Genomic DNA, 22603 nt, shown 5'->3' with positions numbered 1-22603 from the left:
AGGCTTTTCGCAGGCACTTTCTCCCCGCTTCAGCCTCCGTCACACCTCCAGGCCGGTGTCGTCCGCGGACGGCGGGGTCGCGGTCAGCCCCAGAGCCTTGCGTGCCGTCACCGTCCGGTCCGGGTCGATGAGTTCGAAGCCCTTGTCGTAGTGCGCGTAGAAACCGTCGGCGTCGGCGGCCTTCGCTGCCTTCGCCCACTCCACCCGCGCCTTGTCGAGGTCGCCTGCCAGGCCCGTGACCGGCTTCTCGGCGTCCGCGGGCCAGTCGTGCCCGCGCAGCATCCCGGCCTGCTTCTCCAGGGCCGCCGCCACGCGCCGCGCCCACGCCTTGTGGCCGGGCAGGTCGTCCTCGACGTACTCCGCGTCCGGCGCGGTGTCCATGGCCGCGTTGAGGACGTGCGCCGCCTTCAGATAGGCGACCTGGTCGGCGTCGAGCACGGTCTCGTCGTTGCGCAGCGAGCCGGTCAGGCCGGCGTCCTCGTCGGTGTTGCCGAACACGCAGGTGACCTCGCGGTCGCCGAGCGCCCAGCTGTCCCGGCTGGGCGTGAGGTAGTAGACGTCGACGTCGCCGGGAACGGTCCAGCCGTCCATGGCGTAGCCGTCCTGAAGGCCGTAACAGCGTTCGTCCGCCCGGTCGGTGACGGAGGTGTCGCCGGGATACGAGCCGCCGCCCTCGAGCCGGAAGGACGCGAACACCTCACCGTCGTGTTCACCGTCGCAGGACACCTTGTCGACGTCGTACGTCACGCCCTCCAGCGAGCCACCGGGTGCGTTGAAGCACTCGCCCCTCTTCAGCGAGATGCTCGCGCCGTCCCGCGCGCCCTCCCTGAAGCCCTTCCAGAACTCGGCTGCGCCGCCCGTCACCAGTGCCGCCGCCCACAGCGCGAGCCCGATCCCGGACAGCACGCAGCCGGCGATCGCCATGCCCTTCCCACGCTCCCCCCGCTTCCTGATCCGCGCCAGCGCCACCAGCCCGAGCACCAGGCCCACGCCCGGCAGGAAGCAGAGGATGCCGAGCACGAGGGCTGCGATGGCGAGCCCGTTCACCGCCGCCGGGCGGTTGTACGGGCTGTAGCCCTGCGTCCAGGGCTGGTACGGCGGCCCTCCGTAGGGGCCCTGGGGCTGCTGTCCGTAAGGACTCTGCGGGTACGGCGAGTACGGCGACGGCGGCGGATATCGGCCGTCGGGCTGGTGGGGGCCGGGAGGCGGAGGTATGGACACGGGTACCGTGCTCCTGGGGTCGGGGCGGCGGCAGCGCTGAACTGACGTACGACTGCGCGCATCGTAAGCGCGCCGCTGATGGGGGTGGAATGCAGGTCGCGAGTGCGACGGTCCAGGGGGTGAACCGACTCACCACCCGGTGGGCGGGGGCCGCGGAGGGCGGCACGGTGTTCTCGGCGGCCGGTGTCTGGCCGCTGCTGGCCTTCCTGGCCGGCGGAGCCGCGGGCCAGGCACGGGGCGAGCTGGCGGAGGCCTGCGGGCTGCCCGCCGAGCAGGCGGCGGGAGCGGCACGGGAGTTGCTCGGCACCATGGGCGCCATGCCCGGGCTGAACTGCGCCCTGGGGCTGTGGACCGACCGGACGCTCCGGCTGCGCGAGGAATGGCGGGCGGGGCTGCCGGCCGACTCGCACGGGGTGCTGAGCGGCGACCGCCCGACCGACCAGGAGGCCCTGGACGCCTGGGCGGCCAAGCGGACCGGCGGGCTCGTGGAGCGCATGCCGGTCACGCTGACGGACGACGCCAGGATGGTCCTCGCCACCGCCCTGGCGCTGCGCACCGACTGGCCGCGCCCCTTCGACGAGCGCCCGCTGCGCCCGGACGCCGGACCCTGGCAGGGCCGTACGCTGGTCGGACTGCACCGCAGGAGCGTCCGGCCGGACCGGATCGGGGTGGCGAACACCCCGCACGGCTTCGTGACCGCCCTGAAGTTACCCGGGGACAACGGCTTCGACGTCCATCTGGTCCTCGGCGAGGAGCGGATGACACCGGGGCAGGTGCTGGCCGCGGGTGTGGGCGCCGTGGAAGGCGCGCTGCCGCTGACCGGGGGCGGGCAACTGCCGTACGGGCACGTGGGTCCGGGTCTGCACATCGAGCGGCAGCCCGCCCTCTCCCCGGAGCCGGTGACGCTCGACGTGACGACGACGGCGTTCGACGTGCGGGCCGACCACGATCTGCTCGCCCTGGACCGCCTGTTCGGCCTCACGACCGCGCAGGACACCCGGCAGGGCCACTTCCCCGGCATCAGCGCCGATCCGCTCGCCATCGGGGCGGCCCGGCAGTCGACGGTCGCCGAGTTCGGCGCCCTGGGCTTCCGGGCGGCCTCGGTGACGGCGGTGATGCCGGTGGCGGGGAGCGGCCCTCCCCAGTACCGCTACGAGACCACCGTCGTCCGCGCCGTCTTCGACCGCCCCTTCGGCTTCCTCGCGGTGCACCGGGAGACACGGCTCGTCATGGTGACGGGCTGGGTCACGGATCCGCGGCCGTATCAGACGATGACCTTCCCCGGCGGATTCTGACCTCAGCGGGCGGCCCTGCCCCGGGCCAGGTCTCGGAAGCGGGCCGTGGTCGCCTCCGGACGCCGGGCGGCACCGATGACGGCGCCGCCCGCGGTCGGTATGGCCCCGGTGATCGCGCGGCCTGCTCTGCTTCACCTCACCGAGGTGCTGCTCCACAGCCGTGGCAGCACCCGCTCCGGTTGCTCTCCGTGTGCCAGCAGGCGGGCCGCGCGGGGCCAGGCCTCGCGGGGAGGCGGCGCCATGGCTCACCTCGTCGGCGTGCTGCTCCACAGCCGCAGCAGCACCCGCTCCGGCTGCTCGCCGTGTGCCAGCAGGCGGGCCGCGCGGCACCAGGCCTCAGGGGGAGCGGCCGTGCCGCGCCATGGCTCACCTCGTCGGCGTGCTGCTCCACAGCCGTAGCAGCACCCGCTCGGGCTGCTCGCCGTGTGCCAGCAGGCGGGCCGTGCGGGGCCAGGTCTCCGGGGGGAGGCCGTTCTCGGTGATCAGGCGGTACAGGGTGGGGCCCGGGCCCGGCAGCGTCAGCAGTTCGCCCAGCAGCCTGGCCTCGCCCGGCGCGGCGCCGGTGGCCAGGACGAGGTCCAGGGCGTCGGAGCCATAGCGTTCGACCAGCGTGAGTCCGTCGTCGCCGGCCGCCAGCAGCCACGGGGTGAGCCGGTCGGTGCGGCGGCCGTGCTTCTCGCCCTGTTCGATCAGCAGCCGCAGCACACGCTCCCCGGAGCGGCCCGCCAGCAGCGGCAGCCAGCGCGGCCCCCACAGGTTCACCGCCTCGGCGCTGCCCGGCAGCCGCTGTTCCACAACCGCCGCGGTGACCGCGACCCGCAGCCCCCAGCGAGCTCCCACGGACAGCACAGCCTCCAGCGAACGCAGCGCCAACTCGCTGGTGAGGGGTTCCAGTTCGGCGAGCACACGGCGCTGTTCGGGGCTGAGCCCGAACCGCTCGGCATACTGCTGCGCCACCACGCCGAGTCCCTCGCGCAGCAGGGTGCGCAGGGTGAGCGGCGGGTCGTCGGAGGCCAGGATCAGCGGGAGTTCACGACGGGCCCGCGGATCGAGGGCGCCCTCGGGATCGGCGGCGTGCAGCCGCAGCAGAGCGGTGCGCTGCGCGGGGCCGGCCAGGGTGCCCAGCATCGGCAGCAGGACCGGGTCCGCCGCCAGTGCCCCGGTCACCTCGGGGGCCGTGCCCGGGCCGAGGACGGCGGCGCCGACGCGGTGCGCCAGCCGGGGCCCGTTCACGGCCCAGTCACGGATCCGCTCGGGACGCTGTACGACGTTGCCGATCACCCAGTCCAACTCGTTGCCCAGGTCCAGCTGCCAGCGCGACCAGGCGACCGCGGCGGCCGTGCCGAGCGGCTCGGTCTGCTCCACGGTGTCGTGACCGCGCTCCTTGAAGGCCGCGACGACATCGGACAGCGTGTGGCCGATCCCGTCGGCGTAGCCCTTGAGCCGGGCCATCGCCGTCTGGTCCAGGCCGAGTTCCAGCGCGTGCCGCAGGCCCTCGGTGCCGAGTTGGGCGAGCGCCGCCCGGGTGTCGGGGAAGCGGTCGGCGATCTCGGCGATGCCCAGGTCGCCCTGCTCGGACAGCCAGCGGGCCGCGAGCACCGGGTGGGCGCACACGACCGGCCAGTCGGCGGGGGCCGTGCCGAGCAGGGCACGTACCGCGTCGCGCCCCGACACCTCGGCGTCGGCGGCGATCTGGAGCAGCACCCGGGCGTCCACCGCGCCGGCCGTGTCCTGGTCCACGATCTGCACCCAGCCCAGCCCGAGCACGGTCAGGTGCTCGGGCTGGCGCAGCCCGTCGAGCAGCCGCCGCCACATCTGCGGGGTGTAGCGGGCGAGCAGGTCCTGGTCCCCGCCGTGCAGGTGGGGTCGCAGCAGGTCGAGCAACTGCGGGTCGTCGAGGCGGCCGGCGAGGAACTGGAGGCTGGGCGCCGGGATCTGGGAGAGCAGCGCGACCAGCGGGTCGTCCATGCCGGCGACCGCGGCCGCGAGCCGCTCGGGCGCGACCTCGGGGACGGCCGTGCACAGCCGCCCGTAGAGGCCGACGCGGCGGATGCCCTCCAGCTCCCGCAGGGCGGTGGCCATCGTCAGCCCGTCTGCGCCCACCTCCCGGCGCGGGTCGAAGACCTCGGCGAGCCGGCCCGCCACAGGCAGCAGCCGGCGGGCGGCCTCGTCGTACAGGTCACGCTCCGCGGGCCCGAGCAGCGCCGACATCAGGCAGTCCCGGAAGGCGGACCGGGGCACGCCCGACAGGGCGGTCACCAGGCGGCGCATGCCCGCCTCGTCGAGCAGCCTGTTCTGCTTGCGCAGGCCCGGCGCGTTCTGGAGGGAGCGCACCGCCACCAGCAGTTCCGTGTCGGTGCCGAAGCAGTCGGCCAGCAGCTCCAGCAGTTTCGCGCGCGGAGAAGGCCCCATCGTGCGGTCGACGCCGCCCAGTCTCAGGGTCCAGCCGGCGGCGAAGGTGCGCCGGCGCCGTGCCGCGCCGCCCCTGCTGTCCAGGACCTGCTCGTAGTACTCCTCCAGATTCGGGTCGGTGACGAACGGCAGCCGGTCGGCGGCCATGCCCGCGATCTGCGGCGAGGGGACCGACAGGTCGTCCCAGTCGACCTGTTCGACGTGCCCGCCGCGCACCCGCTGCAATTCCCGCAGGGCGGCGGCCGTCATCCGGCCCGCGACCACCACACGGGCGCGCGAGGCGTGGGACGCGATCCGGCAGGCCAGGTTCACCAGCTCGTCGTGCGGTACCAGCACCCAGCCCGCGCCGGAGAGCAGCGTGGCGCCGCGGGTGCTGAGCCGCCGCTGGTCGAAGGCAGCCACGGCGATCACGTTCGGGCCGTGCTCGTGGAGCAGGCCGAGACGCAGCGACTCGGGGTTGATGCTGAGCCGCTCGCCGCCGCTGTACTGCGCCGTGTCGTCGTAGACCAGCAGGGCCTCCGCCCCGGCCAGGTCGGCGCGGGCGCGGGCCTGTTCCTCGTCGTGGGCGGCGCGGGCGAGGGTGTCGGCGAGCCGCCCGGGGCGCAGCGCGGGCACCCGCTGGAATCCGGCCGCCTCCAGGTAGCCGTAGAGGTCGGCCGGGCCGTCGACCGGGCCCCAGGCGCCGGGCGGCAGTCCGCAGGCCATCCAGCCGGCCAGCCGGGTCAGGGCGCGTACCTGCACCTCCCGCCACTGCGCCAGGGCCTGGTCCCCGCTGCCCGCGCTCGGCACGTCACCGCCGAGGAGCAGCGCGCTCGGCAGGGACATGCCCTGGGCGCCGGGCATGCGGCCCTCCAGCGGGCTGTAGCCGTGCCGGCCGATGCCCGCCAGGACCACCGACCCGAAGTTGACCACGAGGTGGTCGGGTGAGAGCTCGACGGGGACGAATCCGGCGTGTGCCATGTCGTCCAGGGCCCGGCCGAGGGGTACCAGGGTGCGCAGGGCTCCGGCGGGTGTCCAGCGGTGCCCGTCGGCGAGCATCGCGTCGAGGTCGTCGCGGTCCCGCAGCGCGTGCAGCGGCACCTTCTTGTTGCCCGGCGCCCAGGCCGTGATCAGGGCGGGCGGCAGCTGGGGGTGGTCGACGACGTCCACGAGCGTGGGTGTGACGGGGCTGCCCGCGGCGAGCAGCGCGGCCGCCCGCCCGCGGTCCCTGACGTTGGGGAAGAGCCGCAGCGCGCCGTAGGCCTCTTCCTCCGCGTCCTTGACGAGCCGGGTGGCGCGCAGCGCGTTCGCCCCGGAGGAGCGCAGATGCCCGGGGCGCAGCTGCACGGTGTGCGGTTCCCAGTGGCGTCCGGAACGGCCGCGGATCCGGGTGAGGAGCCGGCCGAACGTGGCGTTCGCGGTCATCGGGGTCCGCCTCCCAGGGTGCTCAGCGCCGATTGCAGGGCCGTGACCCTGCGGGCGCGGGCGACGTCGATGCGGACGCGGTCGACGTTGGCGAGGCGGTACGTCCGCGCGGACAGGCAGGTGATGAGGGCGCTGGTCAGCACCGGCCCGTAGCCCTGCCTGGTGAGGAACCTCCGGGCCGGGGCGGTTTCCTCGTAGGCGGCCTTCTCCGCGTACAGCAGGCGGCGGTGCTCCTCGGAGAGGCGTTGGAGGGCGGCCGCGTGGGCCAGGGTGGCGCCGAGCATGTAGATGTCGAAGCGCTCGGCCGCGGGGGACTTCTCGCTCGGCTCGTCGGTGCCCTCGGCGGACGGCGGCGCGTAGGCGGCGGTGGTGGTGTCGACGCGTCCGCCGATCCGCACGGCCGCGTCGTAGTCGATCAGGACATAGCGGGCGGGCGGGCCGAGCACCAGGATGTTCTCCGGTTTGATGTCGGCGTGGATCCAGCCCTTGGAGGACTTGTCGTCCTCGTGCCGGTCGGCGTGCAGGGCGGCGAGGGTGTTGCACAACTGCTCGGCCAGGTCGAGGAGTTCGTCCGCGGTGTAGGGCCGGTTCTCGGCCCGCCGGGCGTCGATGTCCTGCTGGAGGGTGATCGAGGCGCCGCCCTGCTGTCCGATGAACTGCTGCACGAGGAAGCTCTCGATCTGCGGCTGCGGGTGGCCGGCCTCGGTAAGCGACGGCGAGGGCTGGGACTCCACGCTGATCACGACGGGGCACTGCTGGGTCAGCTGGGCCGCCTGCCGGGCGGCGTGCAGCCCCTGCCGGCGTGCCTTCTGGTGCTGGGACAGGGGGGCGAGGACGTTGCGTGGGTCGCCGAGGGCCGTCTCGGGCCACCACATGCCCTTGACCACGACGTCTCCGCCGGACCAGCGGTCCTTGGCGAGCAGGGCGTACCCCTGGCCGCCCCGGGAGAGGATCTGGACGGTGGCGAACCGCCCGTCCATCCCGAAGTCGGCGGGCACCCAGGCCTTGCGCGGGGAGCCGTACTCGTCGGGGCTGTCGGCGTACACCCACTGCGGTACGAACGTGGTCACGAGTCGCTCCCGAAACCGATCCGGAGCCGGACGGTGCCCGGCCCGAGGCAGAGTTCGTCGCCTTCCTCCAGTGCGTACGGCGTTCTGGTGGCGAGCCGGGAGGACTTCGGGCGTCCCCGGAAGTCGAGCTCGGGATTGAGGAACGACGCGTTCTGGTCGGGTCTCGGGATGTGCTCGACCATGGGCTTCCCGTCGTCGTCGAGGAAGATCCGCACATGGGCGCGGGAGATCTCCAGGGCCTGCTCCTCGTCCAGTCCGGCGGTGATGACCGTGACCTCCGGGTGGCTGCGCGAGGGCCGGCCCAGCGTCAGGCCCTCGGGGGGCACGGTGAGCGTGTCCCGGGTGCGGTGGCCGTGCAGTACCGTCACCCGGACCGGGCCGGTGCCGGAGGCGGGAGCGGGGGGTGGCGCCGCGAGGATCTCGTTGACGTCGAAGTAGCACAGGCGGCAGTACCAGCGGGCGCCCTGCTTGTGCACGTGCCGGGGCTGTAGTTCCTCGTCGGCGTGTACGCAGCCGGACGTGTCGGAGGCGTGCCGGAACCGTTTGTCGGAGCCGGGGTGGAGCAGGCCCGCCTTGCGGAGCTTCTTGAGCCGGTCGCGTTCTATCTCCTCGTCGGTGGCCACGCCGAGGTGGCGCAGGCTGAGGATGACCTCGCCGCGCATCCGGCGCACGCTCCACACCCGGGAGTTGTTGCCCTGGAGCCAGGGGTGTTCACGGCGGGCGTAGCGGAAGTTGTCGTCGGAGACGATCGCCGCGTCGTACTGGTCGGCGAGGGAGAGGATCCGGTCGTCGGCGTCACCCTGGTGGACCTGGAGCCAGCGGGCGCGCTCGGCCTGTTCGACGAGTTTCTGGTCGTCCAGGTGGGGCCGGACGGTCGCGTCCAGGACGGCGATGGCATCCGCGCCCGGATGCCGGCGCAGCCATGCCTCCCGTACGTCGACGACCCGGGAGAACGGCCACGGGGTCTGGCTGGTCGCGGCCACGTTCGACGCGTCGATGATGACGGGCACGCTCATGACCCGCTCCGGCGCGGCGGCTGGGTCGGGGCGTCGGCACCACCGTGGCCGCCGTGGTCCTGGCCCCTGTCCGGTGCGCCGCGGTACGGGTCACCGTAGGAGTGCCGGCCGCTGCCGCCGCTCGAACCGTATCCGCCGCCGTCCTCGGGCCCGTACGCGTCGTCGCCGTATCCTCCGCCGTCCTCGGAGCCGTACCGGCCGTCGCCGTATCCGCCGCCACCGTACGATCCCCCGCCGTACTGGCCGTCGCCGTACTGGCCGTCGTCATCGTCGAACAGGCTGCGCTGTTTGCGGTGTTCGCGGATCGTGTCGGGCGGCTCGACCTCGATGTCCTTGAACCAGTCCCGTTTGTTGCGGCTGGAGCTGCTGCGGCTGGAGGAGGCGCGGGACTCGTTGAGCACGTCCCTCGACTGCATCCCCTCGCGCAGTCCGCCGACCGCCTGCTGGAAGGCGGCGATCAGCAGGGGGTCCGGGATCTTGCGGGCCCGCTCCACTCCCTCCTCGTAGATCCGTTCCTCTTCGGTGGCGGAACCGGCCGCGGCGACCCGGTTGTTGATGTCCTGTTCGAGTTCCGCGGCGGCGACCTCGCGGCCGTAGTCGGGGCGGAGGATCTGGGCGTACGGGTCGTTCACGACCCATACGTCGGTCGTCACCGGTGCCAGCTCCCGCGCCTCGGGTCCCGAGCCGAGCCGCCCGGTCGCCTTGGCGACGAGCAGCGCGGTCGTACTGGTCCGGTCGGGCGCCCGCAGCTTCAGCACATAGCGCAACTGGCCCTCGTCACCCGCGCCGACCGCGCCCAGGGTGAGCCGCACCCGGCTGGGGCGCCGTCCTCCGCCGTCGGAGACCACGCTGTCGAGGCGCCGGCGTACCGGGTCGATCTGGTAGACGGCGACGACCTGGATGAAGGGGTTGATCTCCAGGGACAGCTCGGCGCTGCCCGCGACCACGTCCCGGCTGTAGGCCGCGAAACTCGACGCGATCTCCCGCATCTTCTCGGCGGCGGTCGCGCGGGAGGACACGTGAGCGGTCATCCCGGTCGGCGCGAGCCCTTCCAGCAGGGCGTAGTCGGCGCCTTCGCCGATACCGATGACGTCGGTGTGCAGCTCGCGACCGGCCGCCTCCCGGGCGATCGCGGCGAGCTGCCCCGGGTCGGTCGCACCGAAGTTGGGCAGCCCGTCGCTGAGCAGCACGAGCCGGCGGGCGGCCGCCGTCCGCCGGCCCAGCTGCGCGTACCCCTCCCGCAGCGCGCCCTCGATGTTGGTCCAGCGCCGCTCGTCCTCGACATTGCCGTTCCAGCTGCCCTTGTCGCGCAGCTCGGCCGCCGTTCCGGAGAAGCGCAGGCCCGCGTTCTGCGCGAAGGTGAGCACGTCGACCCCGGCGTGCGGGGGCAGCGCGGCGACCAGCTCGCGCACCCCGGACTCGGCCACGTCCTTGCGGCTGGCGTCCCGCGGGTCGTCCGGGTCCGCGAACTCGTCCGTGGAGGAGTTCGCCTTGATGCCCATCGACCAGCTGTCGTCGACCGCGAGCACATAGGCGATGCCGTCCGCGATCCGGTCGGCGCGGCGCAGTACGCGCGGGGCGACCGACACGAAGAACTCGTCGCCGACATGGACCTGCGGCCGGTCCACTCCGAGCTTGATGTCCTCAGTGGTCATGCGTCCTTCGCCTCCCCGATCCCGCACACCAGTGCCGTGGCGTTGTCCCAGCCGCCCAGGGCCTCCGCCCGCTGGACGAGGGCGGCGGCCAGCGCCGGGGCGAGCGGCCGCCCCGACTCCTCCAGTTTTGCGGCCAGTTCGGCCAGTACGGCGCCGAACCAGCGGTCCCGCTCGGGTTCCGTCGCCCCGTCCGAGGCGAGCAGCAGCAGGTCTCCAGGGGCGAGGGCGACGGTGGTCTGCGTCCAGCGGCCGGGGCCGTTGCCGAGGTAGTTGACCAGGGCGGACCCGTCGCCGTGGGCGTGCGGGCTGACCCGCAGCCGCTCGGCGTAGCCGGTGTGGGCGGGGGTCAGCTTCCATGCCGCGTACGGAAGTTCACGCGGCGGCGGCCCGCCGGGTGCCGGTCCGCGCAGGGGCCGCACCAGCCAGGCCTCCACGTCCCCGACGGACACCAGGCTCGCCGTGCCGTCCGGGCGCACCGTGGCCAGGACGGCCGCCGCGCTGCCCGTCTCCGTGGTCCGGCCGACGGACGCGTCCAGTTCGTCGACGAGTTGCCGGGGCGGCAGATCCTCCTCCAGCCGCCAGAGCCGCTCGGCCTGCCGCAGTGCCGCCTGGGCGGCGATCCGGCCGGAGCCGTCCCCGTCGCCGGTCACCCCGTCGAACACGGCGCATCGCACCGTGCCCGAGGCGCCCCGGCCGGCACCCGCCGCGTCCTCGTTGTCGGTGCCCGGGTCACCCTTGGCCTTGCGGGAGCCCACCGCGCTCTCCTGGTAACAGGTCGCCGAGACGCGGTCCGGGGCGCGGCGCGCGAGGGCCTCGTGCAGCGGTGCCATGCCCGCTGCCACGCCCTGTCGCGGGTCATGGCCCAGCAGCCGGTGGCACACCGCGTCGAGGCCGGGCGGGAACGTGCCGGCGAACACGCCGAGCAGCTGGAGCGCGTCCCGCAGGTCCAGGCAGGGCCGCTCGGCCACGGCGTCGACCAGCGCCTGCACCAGGGCACGCCGGTCCCGGGGGGCGGGCGCGACCTCGCGCCGGTCGTGGAACTCGATGCCGCCCTCGAGGTCGTAGCGGGGCAGCGCGGCGACCTGCCAGCCCTCGTACGCGTCGTACCGTACGGACTCGGTCACCAGGCATCCGGGCCCGAGCCGTTGCAGGGCGGAGTCCACCCTGTGCCAGAGGGCGGGCAACTCCGCGATCAGATCGTCGCGTTCGGGCCTGCCGTGCTCGTCGACGCACTCGCGCAGGGTCGGTGCCAGGTCCTGGTCCCAGCGGACGGCGATCTCGGGGACGGCGACGGCGACGAATTCCGGCGTCTCCATCTCCTGGACCTGCACGGGCGTTTCGGGCGCCGGGACCGGGCTCCGCTCCCCCGACCCCCGCTCCCCCGGGCTCCGCTCCCCCGGGCTCCGCTCCCCCGCGGCGAGGTTCCCGTCGGCGGCGGTGTCCTCGACGTCACTGTCGATCTCGCCGTCGTGGCCTACGACGTCGTCACCGTGTTCGCTCACGTCACGCTCCCTTGAGGACGACGGTGAGCACGACCGCGATCACGGCCAGTACTCCCAGGAAGACCAGCCGCTGCGTACTCGTCCGGTTGGCGCGTTGCAACTCCTCGGCCGCGCGGCGCCGTTCGGTCTCCGCCTGCTGTGCCCGGTGCTGCCAGTGCTGGACGGCCTGCGCCACCTGGTTGCGGGCGTCGTCGACCTCCCGCCGGGCCGTCGCCTCGGCGGCGGCGATCCGCTGGTCGGCCCGGCTCTCGGCCTCGGCCAGCCGCCGGTCGGCTTCCTGCCGCGCGCGCCGTACCGCCTCCTCGGCCCGCTCCTCACGCATCCGGGCGCCGCGCTCGACGATCTCGGTCCGCTCGGCCAGCTCCCGGTGCGCGTAGGCGAGTTCCTCCTGGGCGCGGCGTGCCGCGGCGGCGGCCTCGGTACGCACCCGCTCCCGCTCCTCCGCCACCGCCCGGTCCAGCAGGGCGTCCAGGTCGGGTCCCTGCCCGACCGGGAAGCGCGCGGTGCGCCGGGGCTCGCCGGTGTCCGGCGGTTCGGTGTCGGTGTAGAGCTCGGCGACGGAGGTCGCCGCGCCCACGGGCGGTTCGGCCAGGGACAGCGGCACCGGGCGCACGATCAGCTGGGACGGGTCGACGACGGTGACCGGGCGCCAGCCGCTGAAGCCGTCCGGCTCGTCGTCGTACACCGCCGTGACGGGGCAGCCGGAGCCGAGCACCGCGTCGGTGCCGTCGACCTGTGCCCACAGCGTCTCACCGGCCGTCAGCAGGGAGCCGACGACCTCCGGTGACGGAACCGGTACGCCCGCCGAAGGTGCGGACGGGCCGGGCCGCCGCCCCCTGGGCCCGGGGGGGCCGTCCGCCGGACCGCCCCGGCCGGCCGAACCACCCGGGCCGGCGGCGTCGAGACTGCCCCACTCGTCGTCGGCGGCCGGGGGCGGCGGGGCCGCCTGCTGCCGTCCCCCGGACGGCGTCTCGTCCGCAAGCGAACCCCACTCGGTCATATCCGCCCCCCGCATTTCCGGATCCCCAAGACCACTGCCCAATAAAGTAATTAACATCACATCAGCGGGCGCGTAGGGACTTTCGGGGAAGCGGGGGAATCCTGTGGAGAAGCATCTGACCGCGGACTTCGAAAAGGCGTGCTTCCTCGTCGATCTCTCGAACGTGGTGCGCCGCCAGGACCTCGGCGAGCCCGGCCAGCGCTCGCTGCGCCGCCTGGCCCTCGTCATCGACGCGGCCGCCCGGCTCGCCCGCGACCCGGACGTCAAGCTGTACCTCGTAGCCGATCGCAGCCTGCGTCACGGCGGCGGCCGCCACGAGTTCACCGACCCGGCTGACGTGCACCTGCTGGCGAAGTGGGTGCGGCTCGGCCTGGTCGAGGAGCTGGGCGACGCGGACGGACGGGTCCTGGAGCTGTGCGAGATGACCGGCATCCCGGTCATCACCGGCGACCGCTACCGGGACGCCCGCGACGACTTCCCCTTCCTCCAGGGCAACACCGACGACTTCCTGGAGCCGGTACCGGGACCGCACGGCACCGTCCGGCTCGTGCCTCTGGACATGGGAGTGGCCACCGCGGCACAGATCTCCCGCAAGAAGGAGGAGTCGGTCCTGAAGAAGCAGGGCCTCCTCGATCCCCGGCGCAGGCCTCGCTCCGAGGTGGTGCTGCGCAACTGGCGCTGCCCGGACCGCCGGTGCACCGTGTACGACACCCGTAGGGGCGCGCTGGTGCTGCTGCCCCGTATGCGGCGCGGCGTCCCGACCTGCGAGCACCACGGTCTCGAACTGGTCGACGACGGCCCGCGCACCGCCACCGCCCAGGTCAAGCTGCTGGTCGCCGACCGGGTCGCGGGCCGCTTCACCCTGGAGGACGGCTCGACGGTACGGATCGGCCGGAAGCCGGACCCCGACGGCATCGCCCTGCACGACCTGCTCCCCGCCGACCTGGCCGCCCTCGTCAGCCGTGCCCACGTGGAACTGCGGGTCGCGGGAGGTGCCGTGCGCGCCACCGACGTGAGCTCCTTCGGCACCCGGTGGCGGGCGACGGGCAAATCGGGCCCCGGGCCCTGGCGCGACCTCCCCAAGGGCACCGCGCGCGACTTCCGCGCCGGGGACGAACTGGAGCTGACCGAGGGCGTCGTCCTGGCCCGCAGCGGGCGGCTCTTCCCGGCGGAGCTGGCCCAGGAATGGCAGCGCCGGAAGCCGCCGAGCGGGGAGGGGGCGGAGGCGGTCACGCGGATGTACTGAGAGGCGGCGCCTCAGCCCCCGGACGACGAGCCGCCTCCGGTGCCCTCCGCCCCGCCGGCCGCGCGGACCAGGCCTCGCGCCTCGTCCTCCAGGCGGCGGGTGATGAAGTGGCCGACCTGACGGTCGTGGAGCCACGCGGCGAGTTCCCCGAAGTCACCGGCGGCGCCCAGGACCTTCCGTCGGGCGTCGAGCCGGAATCCCCGTCGTGGCAGGTCACGGGCGTCGTCCACCTCGCTCAGCACCCGGTGCAGCGTCAGGCGTACGGCCGTCGCCTCCGCCTCCGGCAGCTCCGACCGCGCGAGCAGCCGCTGCACCCGCCCGGCCGCCTCGGCCACCCTGTCCAGGAGCTGTACCTCCCGGTTGGCCGTCACCCCCGACGGTGACACCAAGCTGTTGAGAGCGGGCCGGAAACACGGGTGCACATGGAACTCATCCTCCTCCGGCCCCGGGGGCGCCTGGCTTCCGCCCGAGTACACCACCCCGTCACCGCGCCGCACCCCGAGGAACCCGGCCCCGTACAACACGTCGATCAGGCCCCGTACCGTCAGACTGTCCGTGTAATCGGGGTAGTCCCGGTGCAGCGCGTCCCGGCGCGCCTCCAACCGGCTCGCCAGCTCCTCCCGCGTCACGACGTGCCCGCTGTTCTCGAACATGGCGAACAGCGACCGCAGGAAGGGGTGGTTGACCAGGTACTCCTTGGCCAGATCCTGCAACTTCCACCGGGAGAACCGCTCCGTCGCCGCCAGCACGTCCGCCTCCGTGATCCACGGCCCGCCCCGCTCATGAGCCACACCGCGGCAGGCGTTGAGGAACTGGATGGCGTCCCGGGGCCGGGGCAGCGCGCGCCGGAAGAGGTAGTCGGCAGTCGGCTCACCCCGCACCACCGACGGGAAGACCTCCTCCCACAGCTGCTCCTCGCCGATCTCGACACCCAGCGAGGCCCTGGCCCGGGCGAGGGCGACGTCCTCGAGGCCCTTCCGGCTCCAGCTGATCCTGATCTCGTCGCTGTGGAACTTGTCCCCCTCACTGAAGTTGAGGGTGTCGTAGATGTCGGACCGCAGGAACAGCGCGGTCCGTACGGCGCTGCCGTAGTGCCCGGTCACGTGCTTGGCGGCGAGCAGCAGCCCGGCGACCAGGGCGTGGCTGTCGGCGTCCACGGTCCACACCTGCTCGAGCTGGTCGACGAGGAAGAGCAGCGGTGGATGGGAGCCGTCGCAGCCCAGTTCGGCGAAGGCGGCGGCGACCCCGTCCTCCAGGACCTCCAGCTGTCTGCCCGCCCGCGCCCCTTCGGACGCCCCGTTGACCCCTAACGCGGCCTCCACCACGCCGAACGCCTTGAGGGAGAGGTTCGCGGACTGAAGCCCGCTCGCGCCGCGCCGGAGCCGGTCGTAGAGCCGGGAGTCGTCGTACTCCCCGTTGGCCCGCAGGAACCGGCGCAGCGCCCGGACCGCGGACGGCAGCCGCCGCCGGTGGTGCCCGGTACGCGCGTGGCCGGTCAGGTGCCGTGCCGCGTGCACCGCGAACACGTACCGCCAGATCAGCGACTTGGCGGTGTCGGCGGTGACCCCCTGCAACTCGAACCGCCGGATCTCGTCACCGGCGGCGTCGTCGGGCGTGATCAGCACGGAGGCCCCGGGATGCCCGTCCGCTGTCGCCAACTGCCGGCAGATGGCGCTCTTCCCCGACCCCTTGCGCCCGATGATCAGCGACTTCCGCCCCGAGAGCACCTCCTCGTAGGCATGGTTGGGCCGGAACACCGCCCCGCGCAACAGACCGTCCTTGAGATCGGTCTCGGCATCGTCCCGCCCGAAGAACAACCGCCCGACCGAAACGCCTGCCAACTCCACGCGCGCCCCCCCGATGATCCCCCGGTCAAGGGCCGGACCCGCCGGGAGTCCGGACCTTTCGTTCCGCGTCTCGCATTGAAGCGGAACATCGGCGGCTCCGCCATGAGTCCGCGTGCCTCCACGAGTGCCCGTGTCCCTGACCGGTGTCCGCCCTGGAGAACTGGGCGAAGACGGACAACAGGAGCGCCCAGCCAGAATCCGGCGTGGTCGACGTAGTTCAGGCCAAGGGAGCCCGCCCCGAGCCGGTGGTCAGCGACAGCAGGAGTGCGATCAGCCAGCCCAGCACGATGACATCCGATGGCGTGATAGGTCATCCCGGCCGCCCGAGCGGCCGGGACGGTCACGACGGCTGTCCGGCGAGCACGGCCAGGCGCTCGATCTCGCTCAAGCCGTGCATGCCGGGGCTCAGGCGGGGAGCTGCGTGTGCCGGCTGTTATTGCCCTGATCAGGGCCGACATTGCGCTGAGGCACACAGTCGGCCGATCCGAGCCAACGCCCGGCGGGGAGCCGGACGGGATCGCCCTACAGGCAGTGCCTTTGCTCGGCACGGCACGCTGAGCGTGGTCTCCTCGGCCCGGTCCACGTTGGCTGCGTCGCTGAGCCCGAGGCGCAGGTGCTCGATGTGGTAGACGGCCTGGTCGAGGAGTTCGGCGACGTGGTTGTCGTAGAGCGCGTAGATCACACAGAACCTCATTCTCCCGCCCTTCCCGATCACCTGGCCCCGATCGATCGATTCCAGCCACAGCAAGGAACAGACGGAGCCCAACGGCGAACAGAAGAGGCAACGGGCAACCCTGCCGAACCCTGAATCTTGAAGCGCACATGACAGGTGGCGAGGCATCAGCTAGCCCAGCACCATCCCAGCACGGGAAAAACTAAGGGCCCGGCTCCGAAGAGCCGGACCCTTTCTGACCTGCATGTTTGCCAGATCAGCGACGTGGTGGTTTGCCACCCGCTACACGTTGAAGCGGAACTCCACCACATCCCCGTCCTGCATCACATACTCCTTGCCCTCCATCCGCGCCTTCCCCTTGGCGCGGGCGTCGGCGACCGAGCCGGTCTCGACCAGGTCGGCGAAGGAGATGACCTCGGCCTTGATGAAGCCCTTCTGGAAGTCGGTGTGGATGACGCCCGCCGCCTCGGGGGCCGTGGCGCCCTTCTTGATGGTCCAGGCGCGGGATTCCTTGGGGCCGGCGGTGAGGTAGGTCTGGAGGCCGAGGGTGCGGAAGCCGACGTGGGCGAGGGTGGCGAGGCCGGGCTCGTCCTGGCCGACCGACTGGAGGAGTTCGAGGGCCTCGTCCTCGTCCAGTTCGGCGAGGTCCGCCTCCAGCTTGGCGTTGAGGAAGATCGCCTCGGCGGGGGCGACCAGGGCGCGCTGCTCGTTCTTGAAGTCCTCGTCGACCAGCTCGTCCTCGTCGACGTTGAAGACGTACAGGAACGGCTTCGTGGTGAGCAGGTGCAGGTCGTGCAGGAGCTCGTTGCGTTCGGTGCCCTGGACGATGCCGTGCGCGAAGAGGGTGTCGCCCTTCTCGAGGATCTCCTTGGCCTCCTCGACCGCCTTCACCTTCGGCGCCACGTCCTTCTTGATCCGCGACTCCTTCTGGAGGCGCGGCAGGACCTTCTCGATCGTCTGGAGGTCGGCGAGGATCAGCTCGGTGTTGATCGTCTCGATGTCGTCCTTCGGCGAGACCTTGCCGTCGACGTGGACGACGTTCTCGTCCTTGAAGGCGCGGATGACCTGGCAGATCGCGTCGGACTCGCGGATGTTCGCCAGGAACTTGTTGCCGAGGCCCTCGCCCTCGCTGGCGCCGCGGACGATGCCGGCGATGTCGACGAAGTCGACGGTGGCCGGGAGGATCCGCTCGGACTTGAAGATCGAGGCCAGCTCGGCCAGACGGGGGTCGGGGACGCCGACCACGCCGACGTTCGGCTCGATCGTGGCGAACGGGTAGTTGGCCGCCAGCACGTCGTTCTTGGTCAGGGCGTTGAACAGGGTCGACTTGCCGACATTCGGCAGACCGACGATTCCGATCGTGAGCGACACGTTGCGACTTCCCGAAGGTGAGAGGGCCAGAGGCTGCCAGGGGTGAGGGGCCAGGACTGGACCGGCCGATCCACCAGTCTACGGCGTCCCGGCACTCGCCCGGTGGCCGCGTCGAACGCCTGCACAAGCTCGGCCCACCGGCGTGTCAGATGGGCTATTCGGCACATAAAACGACCTAGGTTGGTCCAGTGGAGCAACACAGGACGCCACCCGGGCGACACGGACCGCGGCGCGGCTCACCGCCGACGTCATTCCCACCGCAGGTCAGGAGCCGGCCGGGGGAGGAACGACGACCCGCCCCGGGGGCGGCAGGGCAGGCGCCGGGGGCACGGCAGACGTCGGCGCCGGTGCCGGCGGCCGAGTTACGGCGGCTGCCGAATCCCCGGCTGACCGGGCTCGGCGGGGGACTGTTCGGCGGTGCGGTCATGCTCCTGCTGGGCTGCCTCGACCAGCTGCTGTTCGGGGCGTCCCTGACGCTGTACGGGGTGCTGTTCCTGCCGGTGTGCGTGGTGACCGCGCTGTGGGTACGCGGGAGCGACCTGCTGACCGCACCGGTGGTCGCGCCGATCGCCTTCGCGGTGGGGCTGGTCCCCGTGGCCGACAGTGCCGGGGGGATGGGGGGCCGGCTCATGGGGCTGGTGACCGCGCTGGCCACACAGGCGGGGTGGTTGTACGGGGGGACGCTCGTCGCCGGTGCGATCGTGCTCGTACGGCGGGTCCGGCTGGTGCGCAGCCGGACCCTGAGGCACCGGTAGGGCCGAGGCTCACACCGGCAGCGGTGCGGCCTCCTGCCCGTCCTTCGCCGCCCGCATCGCCGCCCCCACGATCCCCGCGTTGTTCTGGAGCTGCGCGGGCACGATCTCGGCCCTGATGCCCTCGATCAGGTGCAGGAACTTGCCCGCCTTGCGGCTGACGCCGCCGCCGATGATGAACAGCTCCGGGGAGAAGAGCATCTCGACGTGGGCGAGGTACTTCTGCACGCGCTGCGCCCACTGCTCCCAGGTGAGCTCGTGGTCGTCCTTGGCCTTGCTGGAGGCCCGCTTCTCCGCGTCGTGGCCGTGCAGCTCGAGATGGCCGAGCTCGGTGTTGGGGAGGAGGGTGCCGTCGACGAAGACGGCGCTGCCGATGCCGGTGCCGAAGGTGAGCAGGACGACCGTGCCCCGGCGGTCCCGGCCCGCGCCGAACTCCATCTCGGCGACGCCCGCCGCGTCCGCGTCGTTGACCACGGTCACCGGCAGCCCGCCGAGGCGCCCGCTGAACAAGGCGCGCGCGTCCGTGTCGATCCAGCTCTTGTCGACGTTCGCCGCCGTACGCACCGTCGCCCCGCCCGTGACCACGCCCGGGAAGGTCAGCCCGACCGGGCCCGTCCAGCCGAAGTGCTCCACGACCTGCTTGACGCCGTCGGCCACCCCGTCCGGCGTCGCCGGATGGGGGGTGAGCACCTTGCATCGCTCCTGGGCCAGATCGCCCCTCTCCAGGTCCACGGGAGCGCCCTTGATCCCGGATCCGCCGATGTCCACACCGAAGATCTGCATGGACCCACGCTACGACGTGGGGCCGGCGGTCACGTCACGGACGTACGCCGCTCACGCCTGCGGGGTGCCGGAACCGCCCCGCTCCGCCACCAGGGCGGCCGCCTCGTCGCGCAGGTCGCGGCGCAGCTCCTTCGGCAGGGAGAAGGTGATGGACTCCTCGGCCGCCTTGACGATCTCCACGTCCCCGTAGCCGCGCTCGGCGAGCCACTCCAGGACCTGTTCGACCAGGATCTCCGGCACGGAGGCGCCGGAGGTGACGCCGACCGTGGTCACGCCCTCCAGCCAGGCCTCGTCGATCTCGGCGGCGAAGTCCACGAGGCGGGCGTCGCGGGCGCCGGCGAGCTTGGCGACCTCGACGAGCCGCTTGGAGTTGGAGGAGTTGCGGGAGCCGACCACGATCACGAGTTCGGCCTCGGCGCCCATCTGCTTCACGGCGAGCTGGCGGTTCTGCGTGGCGTAGCAGATGTCGTCGCTCGGCGGGGAGATGAGCTGCGGGAACTTCTCCTTCAGGGCGTCGACCGTCTCCATCGTCTCGTCGACGGAGAGCGTGGTCTGGGACAGCCAGACGACCTTGGACGGGTCGCGGACCTCGACCTTGGCGACGTCCTCGGGACCGTCGACCAGCTGGATGTGGTCGGGGGCCTCGCCGGAGGTGCCGATGACCTCCTCGTGGCCCTCGTGCCCGATGAGGAGGATGTCGAAGTCGTCGTTCGCGAACCGGACGGCTTCCTTGTGGACCTTGGTGACCAGGGGGCAGGTGGCGTCGATGGTGGCGAGGTGCCCGCGCGCGGCCTCCTCGTGCACGACCGGGGCGACACCGTGCGCGGAGAACATCACGATGTTGCCCGGCGGCACCTCCTCCGTCCGCTCGACGAAGACGGCGCCCTTCTTCTCCAGGGTCTGCACGACGTACTTGTTGTGGACGATCTCGTGCCGGACATAGATCGGGGCCCCGTACTGCTCCAGGGCCTTCTCGACGGCGATCACGGCGCGGTCCACACCCGCGCAGTAGCCACGGGGGGCGGCGAGCAGGACACGGCGGCCAGGCGAAGCAGTCATGCCACCCATCGTAAGGCCGCGTCCGGGGCCGTAGATCGCGTGCGTCCCGCGTTGTCGGTACCGGCCGTTACGCTCGACCGCATGGCTGTGAACACGTCCGCGGACGCCCCGCTGCCCGTCGGCGAGATCTCGCGGCTCATCGGGGGCTGGATCGACCGGCTCGGCGCGGTGTGGGTCGAGGGGCAGATCACCCAGTTGTCGCGGCGGCCGGGCGCCGGGGTGGTGTTCCTGACGCTGCGCGACCCGTCGTACGACATCTCGGTGAGCGTCACCTGCTACCGGCAGGTGTTCGACGCCGTCGCCGATGTCGTCGGCGAGGGCGCCCGGGTCGTGGTGCACGCGAAACCGGAGTGGTACGCGCCGCGCGGGCAGCTGTCGCTGCGGGCCGCCGAGATAAAGCCGGTGGGGGTCGGGGAGCTGCTGGCCCGGCTGGAGCAGCTGAAGAAGACCCTGGCGGGCGAGGGGCTGTTCGCGGTGGAGCGGAAGAAGCCGCTGCCGTTCCTGCCGCAGCTGATCGGACTGGTGTGCGGCCGTGCCTCCGCGGCGGAGCGGGACGTGCTGGAGAACGCCCGGCACCGCTGGCCCGCGGTCCGCTTCGAGGTGCGCAATGTGGCCGTGCAGGGCGTGCATGCCGTACCGCAGGTCGTGCAGGCGGTGAAGGAGCTCGACGAGCTCGACGCCGTCGATGTGATCATCGTGGCGCGCGGCGGTGGCAGCGTGGAGGATCTGCTGCCCTTCTCCGACGAGCAGCTGGTCCGGGCCGTGGCCGCCTGTCGTACGCCGGTGGTGTCGGCGATCGGGCACGAGCCGGACAACCCGCTGCTGGACCATGTGGCGGACCTGCGGGCCTCGACGCCGACCGACGCCGCCAAGAAGGTCGTGCCGGACGTCGGCGAGGAGCTCGACCGGGTGCGGCAGCTGCGGGACCGGGCACGGCGGTGCGCCACGGCGCTGGTGGAGCGCGAGGAACGGGGGCTGGCCCATGCGCTGGCGCGGCCCTGCATGGAGGACCCGCACCGGATGGTCGACGAGCGCGCCGACCATGTGGCGTCCCTCGTCGACCGCGGTCGCCGTACCCTCGGCCATCTCCTCGACCGCGCCGACTCCGAGCTGACGCACACGCACGCGCGCGTGGTGGCCCTCTCCCCGGCCGCGACCCTCAAGCGCGGGTACGCGGTGCTCCAGAAGGCCGACGGGCACGCGGTGCGTGATCCGGGCGAGGTCGCGGCGGGCGAGGCGCTGCGGGCGCGGGTCGCCGAGGGTGAGTTCTCCGTACGAGTGGACACAGGGATGGGCGGATGACCGGCAAGGTGGATGAGGCGCTCGGCTACGAGCAGGCGCGGGACGAGCTGATCGAGGTCGTTCGGCGGCTGGAGGCGGGCGGTACGAGTCTGGAGGAGTCCCTGGCGCTCTGGGAGCGGGGCGAGGAGCTGGCCAAGGTCTGCCGGCGGTGGCTGGAGGGGGCGCGGGCCCGGCTGGACGCGGCGCTGGCCGAGGAGGAGAAGGCGGAAGCGGAGGAGTAGGCGCGGCGGAGGGCTGTGAAGCGGATCACGACGCCCTGATATTTGTTGAAGGTTGAACTTCCACTGACGTACTGTCGTGCCGTCAGCCGGTCCGCGCCCCGGATCCGGACGTCATCTCCAGAGAGTTCAGTCATGTCACTCGTTCTTGACCCCACCGCCCAGGACCTGCTCTTCCGTGAGGCCCGTACCGCGAACGCCTTCACCGACGAGCCGGTCACCGACGAGCAGGTGCAGGCGATCTACGACCTGGTCAAGTACGGTCCGACCGCCTTCAACCAGACCCCGCTGCGCGTCACCCTGGTCCGCTCCGCCGAGGCCCGCGAGCGCCTGGTCCCGCACCTGTCCGAGGGCAACCGGGCCAAGACGGCCGCCGCCCCGCTGGTCGCGATCCTCGCCGCGGACAACGAGTTCCACGAGGAGCTGCCGGCCCTGTTCCCGGCTTTCCCGCAGGCCAAGGACGCCTTCTTCGCCGAGCGCCCGGTGCGTGAGCGCTCCGCCGCGCTGAACGCCGCCCTTCAGGCCGCGTACTTCATCGTCGGCGTCCGCGCCGCCGGCCTGGCCGCCGGCCCGATGACCGGCTTCGACCCCGAGGGCGTCCGCAAGGAGTTCCTCGACGACGACCACACCCCGCTGATGATCGTCAACATCGGCAAGCCGGGCGAGAACGCCTCCTACCCGCGCTCGCCGCGACTGGCGTACGACGAGGTCGTCACCACCGTCTGAGCCCGAGCCCGACACGGTGCCGCACGGCACCGCCGCACGGCACACGAAAGG

17 protein-coding genes and 1 pseudogene are annotated in these 22603 nt (G+C 72.6%); 6 read left to right on the top strand and 12 right to left on the bottom strand.

Features of this window, described 5'->3' with window-relative positions:
- Window positions 1-39: 39 nt before the first annotated feature.
- The gene (locus ACWGJM_RS44180) at window positions 40-1221 is read right to left on the bottom strand and encodes a DUF4190 domain-containing protein (protein ID WP_453417427.1); all 1182 of its coding nucleotides are present in this window, start codon (window positions 1219-1221) and stop codon (window positions 40-42) included.
- Window positions 1222-1310: 89 nt separating this feature from the next.
- Here ACWGJM_RS44180 and ACWGJM_RS44175 point away from each other — a divergent pair, with 89 nt between their 5' ends.
- Window positions 1311-2516 (top strand): serpin family protein, encoded by a 1206-nt coding sequence (locus tag ACWGJM_RS44175; protein ID WP_453417426.1) that lies wholly within the window; start codon window positions 1311-1313, stop codon window positions 2514-2516.
- 366 nt (window positions 2517-2882) lie between these two features.
- Here ACWGJM_RS44175 and ACWGJM_RS44170 read toward each other — a convergent pair whose 3' ends face one another.
- The 6 genes from ACWGJM_RS44170 to ACWGJM_RS44145 are packed head-to-tail and all read right to left on the bottom strand — an operon-like array spanning window position 2883 to window position 12575.
- Window positions 2883-6332, bottom strand: coding sequence for a hypothetical protein (locus ACWGJM_RS44170; protein WP_453417425.1), 3450 nt, complete (start codon window positions 6330-6332; stop codon window positions 2883-2885).
- Complete coding sequence (locus ACWGJM_RS44165) at window positions 6329-7402, bottom strand: hypothetical protein (RefSeq protein ID WP_453417424.1); 1074 nt, start codon at window positions 7400-7402, stop codon at window positions 6329-6331. The genes ACWGJM_RS44170 and ACWGJM_RS44165 overlap by 4 nt, the downstream gene beginning before the upstream one ends.
- Window positions 7399-8418 (bottom strand): NYN domain-containing protein, encoded by a 1020-nt coding sequence (locus ACWGJM_RS44160; RefSeq protein ID WP_453417423.1) that lies wholly within the window; start codon window positions 8416-8418, stop codon window positions 7399-7401. Before ACWGJM_RS44160 ends, ACWGJM_RS44165 begins: the two co-directional genes overlap by 4 nt.
- Window positions 8415-10073: a hypothetical protein gene (locus ACWGJM_RS44155; RefSeq protein WP_453417422.1), complete on the bottom strand. Its 1659-nt coding sequence runs from the start codon at window positions 10071-10073 to the stop codon at window positions 8415-8417. Before ACWGJM_RS44155 ends, ACWGJM_RS44160 begins: the two co-directional genes overlap by 4 nt.
- Entirely contained in the window at window positions 10070-11575 is a 1506-nt protein-coding gene (locus tag ACWGJM_RS44150; RefSeq protein WP_453417421.1) for a hypothetical protein, read from the bottom strand. Before ACWGJM_RS44150 ends, ACWGJM_RS44155 begins: the two co-directional genes overlap by 4 nt.
- A 1-nt stretch (window position 11576) precedes the next feature.
- Window positions 11577-12575, bottom strand: coding sequence for a hypothetical protein (locus ACWGJM_RS44145; protein ID WP_453417420.1), 999 nt, complete (start codon window positions 12573-12575; stop codon window positions 11577-11579).
- A 103-nt stretch (window positions 12576-12678) separates the two neighbouring features.
- On the opposite strand from ACWGJM_RS44145, the gene ACWGJM_RS44140 reads away from it, so the two are divergent.
- The gene (locus ACWGJM_RS44140; protein ID WP_453417419.1) at window positions 12679-13821 is read left to right on the top strand and encodes an FHA domain-containing protein; all 1143 of its coding nucleotides are present in this window, start codon (window positions 12679-12681) and stop codon (window positions 13819-13821) included.
- An 11-nt stretch (window positions 13822-13832) separates the two neighbouring features.
- Here ACWGJM_RS44140 and ACWGJM_RS44135 read toward each other — a convergent pair whose 3' ends face one another.
- The 3 genes and pseudogenes from ACWGJM_RS44135 to ychF all read right to left on the bottom strand — a co-directional run bounded on the left by ACWGJM_RS44135 (window position 13833) and on the right by ychF (window position 17712).
- Window positions 13833-15668 (bottom strand): P-loop ATPase, Sll1717 family, encoded by a 1836-nt coding sequence (locus ACWGJM_RS44135; RefSeq protein ID WP_453417418.1) that lies wholly within the window; start codon window positions 15666-15668, stop codon window positions 13833-13835.
- Between the two features lie 445 nt (window positions 15669-16113).
- Window positions 16114-16350: pseudogene (locus ACWGJM_RS44130) on the bottom strand (hypothetical protein); the annotation flags it as partial.
- A gap of 273 nt (window positions 16351-16623) precedes the next feature.
- Window positions 16624-17712 carry a redox-regulated ATPase YchF gene (gene ychF, locus ACWGJM_RS44125; protein WP_453417417.1) on the bottom strand — a complete coding sequence of 363 codons (1089 nt, stop codon included), beginning with the start codon at window positions 17710-17712 and terminating at the stop codon, window positions 16624-16626.
- A 347-nt stretch (window positions 17713-18059) separates the two neighbouring features.
- Here ychF and ACWGJM_RS44120 point away from each other — a divergent pair, with 347 nt between their 5' ends.
- Complete coding sequence (locus ACWGJM_RS44120; RefSeq protein ID WP_453417416.1) at window positions 18060-18467, top strand: DUF6542 domain-containing protein; 408 nt, start codon at window positions 18060-18062, stop codon at window positions 18465-18467.
- A gap of 9 nt (window positions 18468-18476) precedes the next feature.
- On the opposite strand, the gene ppgK is transcribed toward ACWGJM_RS44120, so the two are convergent.
- The gene (ppgK, locus tag ACWGJM_RS44115; RefSeq protein WP_453417415.1) at window positions 18477-19247 is read right to left on the bottom strand and encodes a polyphosphate--glucose phosphotransferase; all 771 of its coding nucleotides are present in this window, start codon (window positions 19245-19247) and stop codon (window positions 18477-18479) included.
- A 51-nt stretch (window positions 19248-19298) separates the two neighbouring features.
- Window positions 19299-20315: a 4-hydroxy-3-methylbut-2-enyl diphosphate reductase gene (locus tag ACWGJM_RS44110; protein WP_453417414.1), complete on the bottom strand. Its 1017-nt coding sequence runs from the start codon at window positions 20313-20315 to the stop codon at window positions 19299-19301.
- 72 nt (window positions 20316-20387) lie between these two features.
- Between ACWGJM_RS44110 and xseA the strand changes: the two genes are divergently transcribed.
- From xseA to ACWGJM_RS44095, 3 genes are all read left to right on the top strand, one after another.
- Window positions 20388-21608, top strand: a complete 1221-nt coding sequence (gene xseA, locus ACWGJM_RS44105) for an exodeoxyribonuclease VII large subunit (protein ID WP_453417413.1) — start codon at window positions 20388-20390, stop codon at window positions 21606-21608.
- Window positions 21605-21829 carry an exodeoxyribonuclease VII small subunit gene (locus tag ACWGJM_RS44100; RefSeq protein ID WP_453417412.1) on the top strand — a complete coding sequence of 75 codons (225 nt, stop codon included), beginning with the start codon at window positions 21605-21607 and terminating at the stop codon, window positions 21827-21829. The genes xseA and ACWGJM_RS44100 overlap by 4 nt, the downstream gene beginning before the upstream one ends.
- Window positions 21830-21961: 132 nt before the next feature.
- Entirely contained in the window at window positions 21962-22552 is a 591-nt protein-coding gene (locus ACWGJM_RS44095; RefSeq protein WP_453417411.1) for a malonic semialdehyde reductase, read from the top strand.
- Window positions 22553-22603: the final 51 nt, after the last annotated feature.

The sequence above is a fragment of the Streptomyces sp. NPDC054834 genome (genome assembly GCF_053611185.1).
This window is presented reverse-complemented; position numbering and strand designations above follow the sequence as displayed.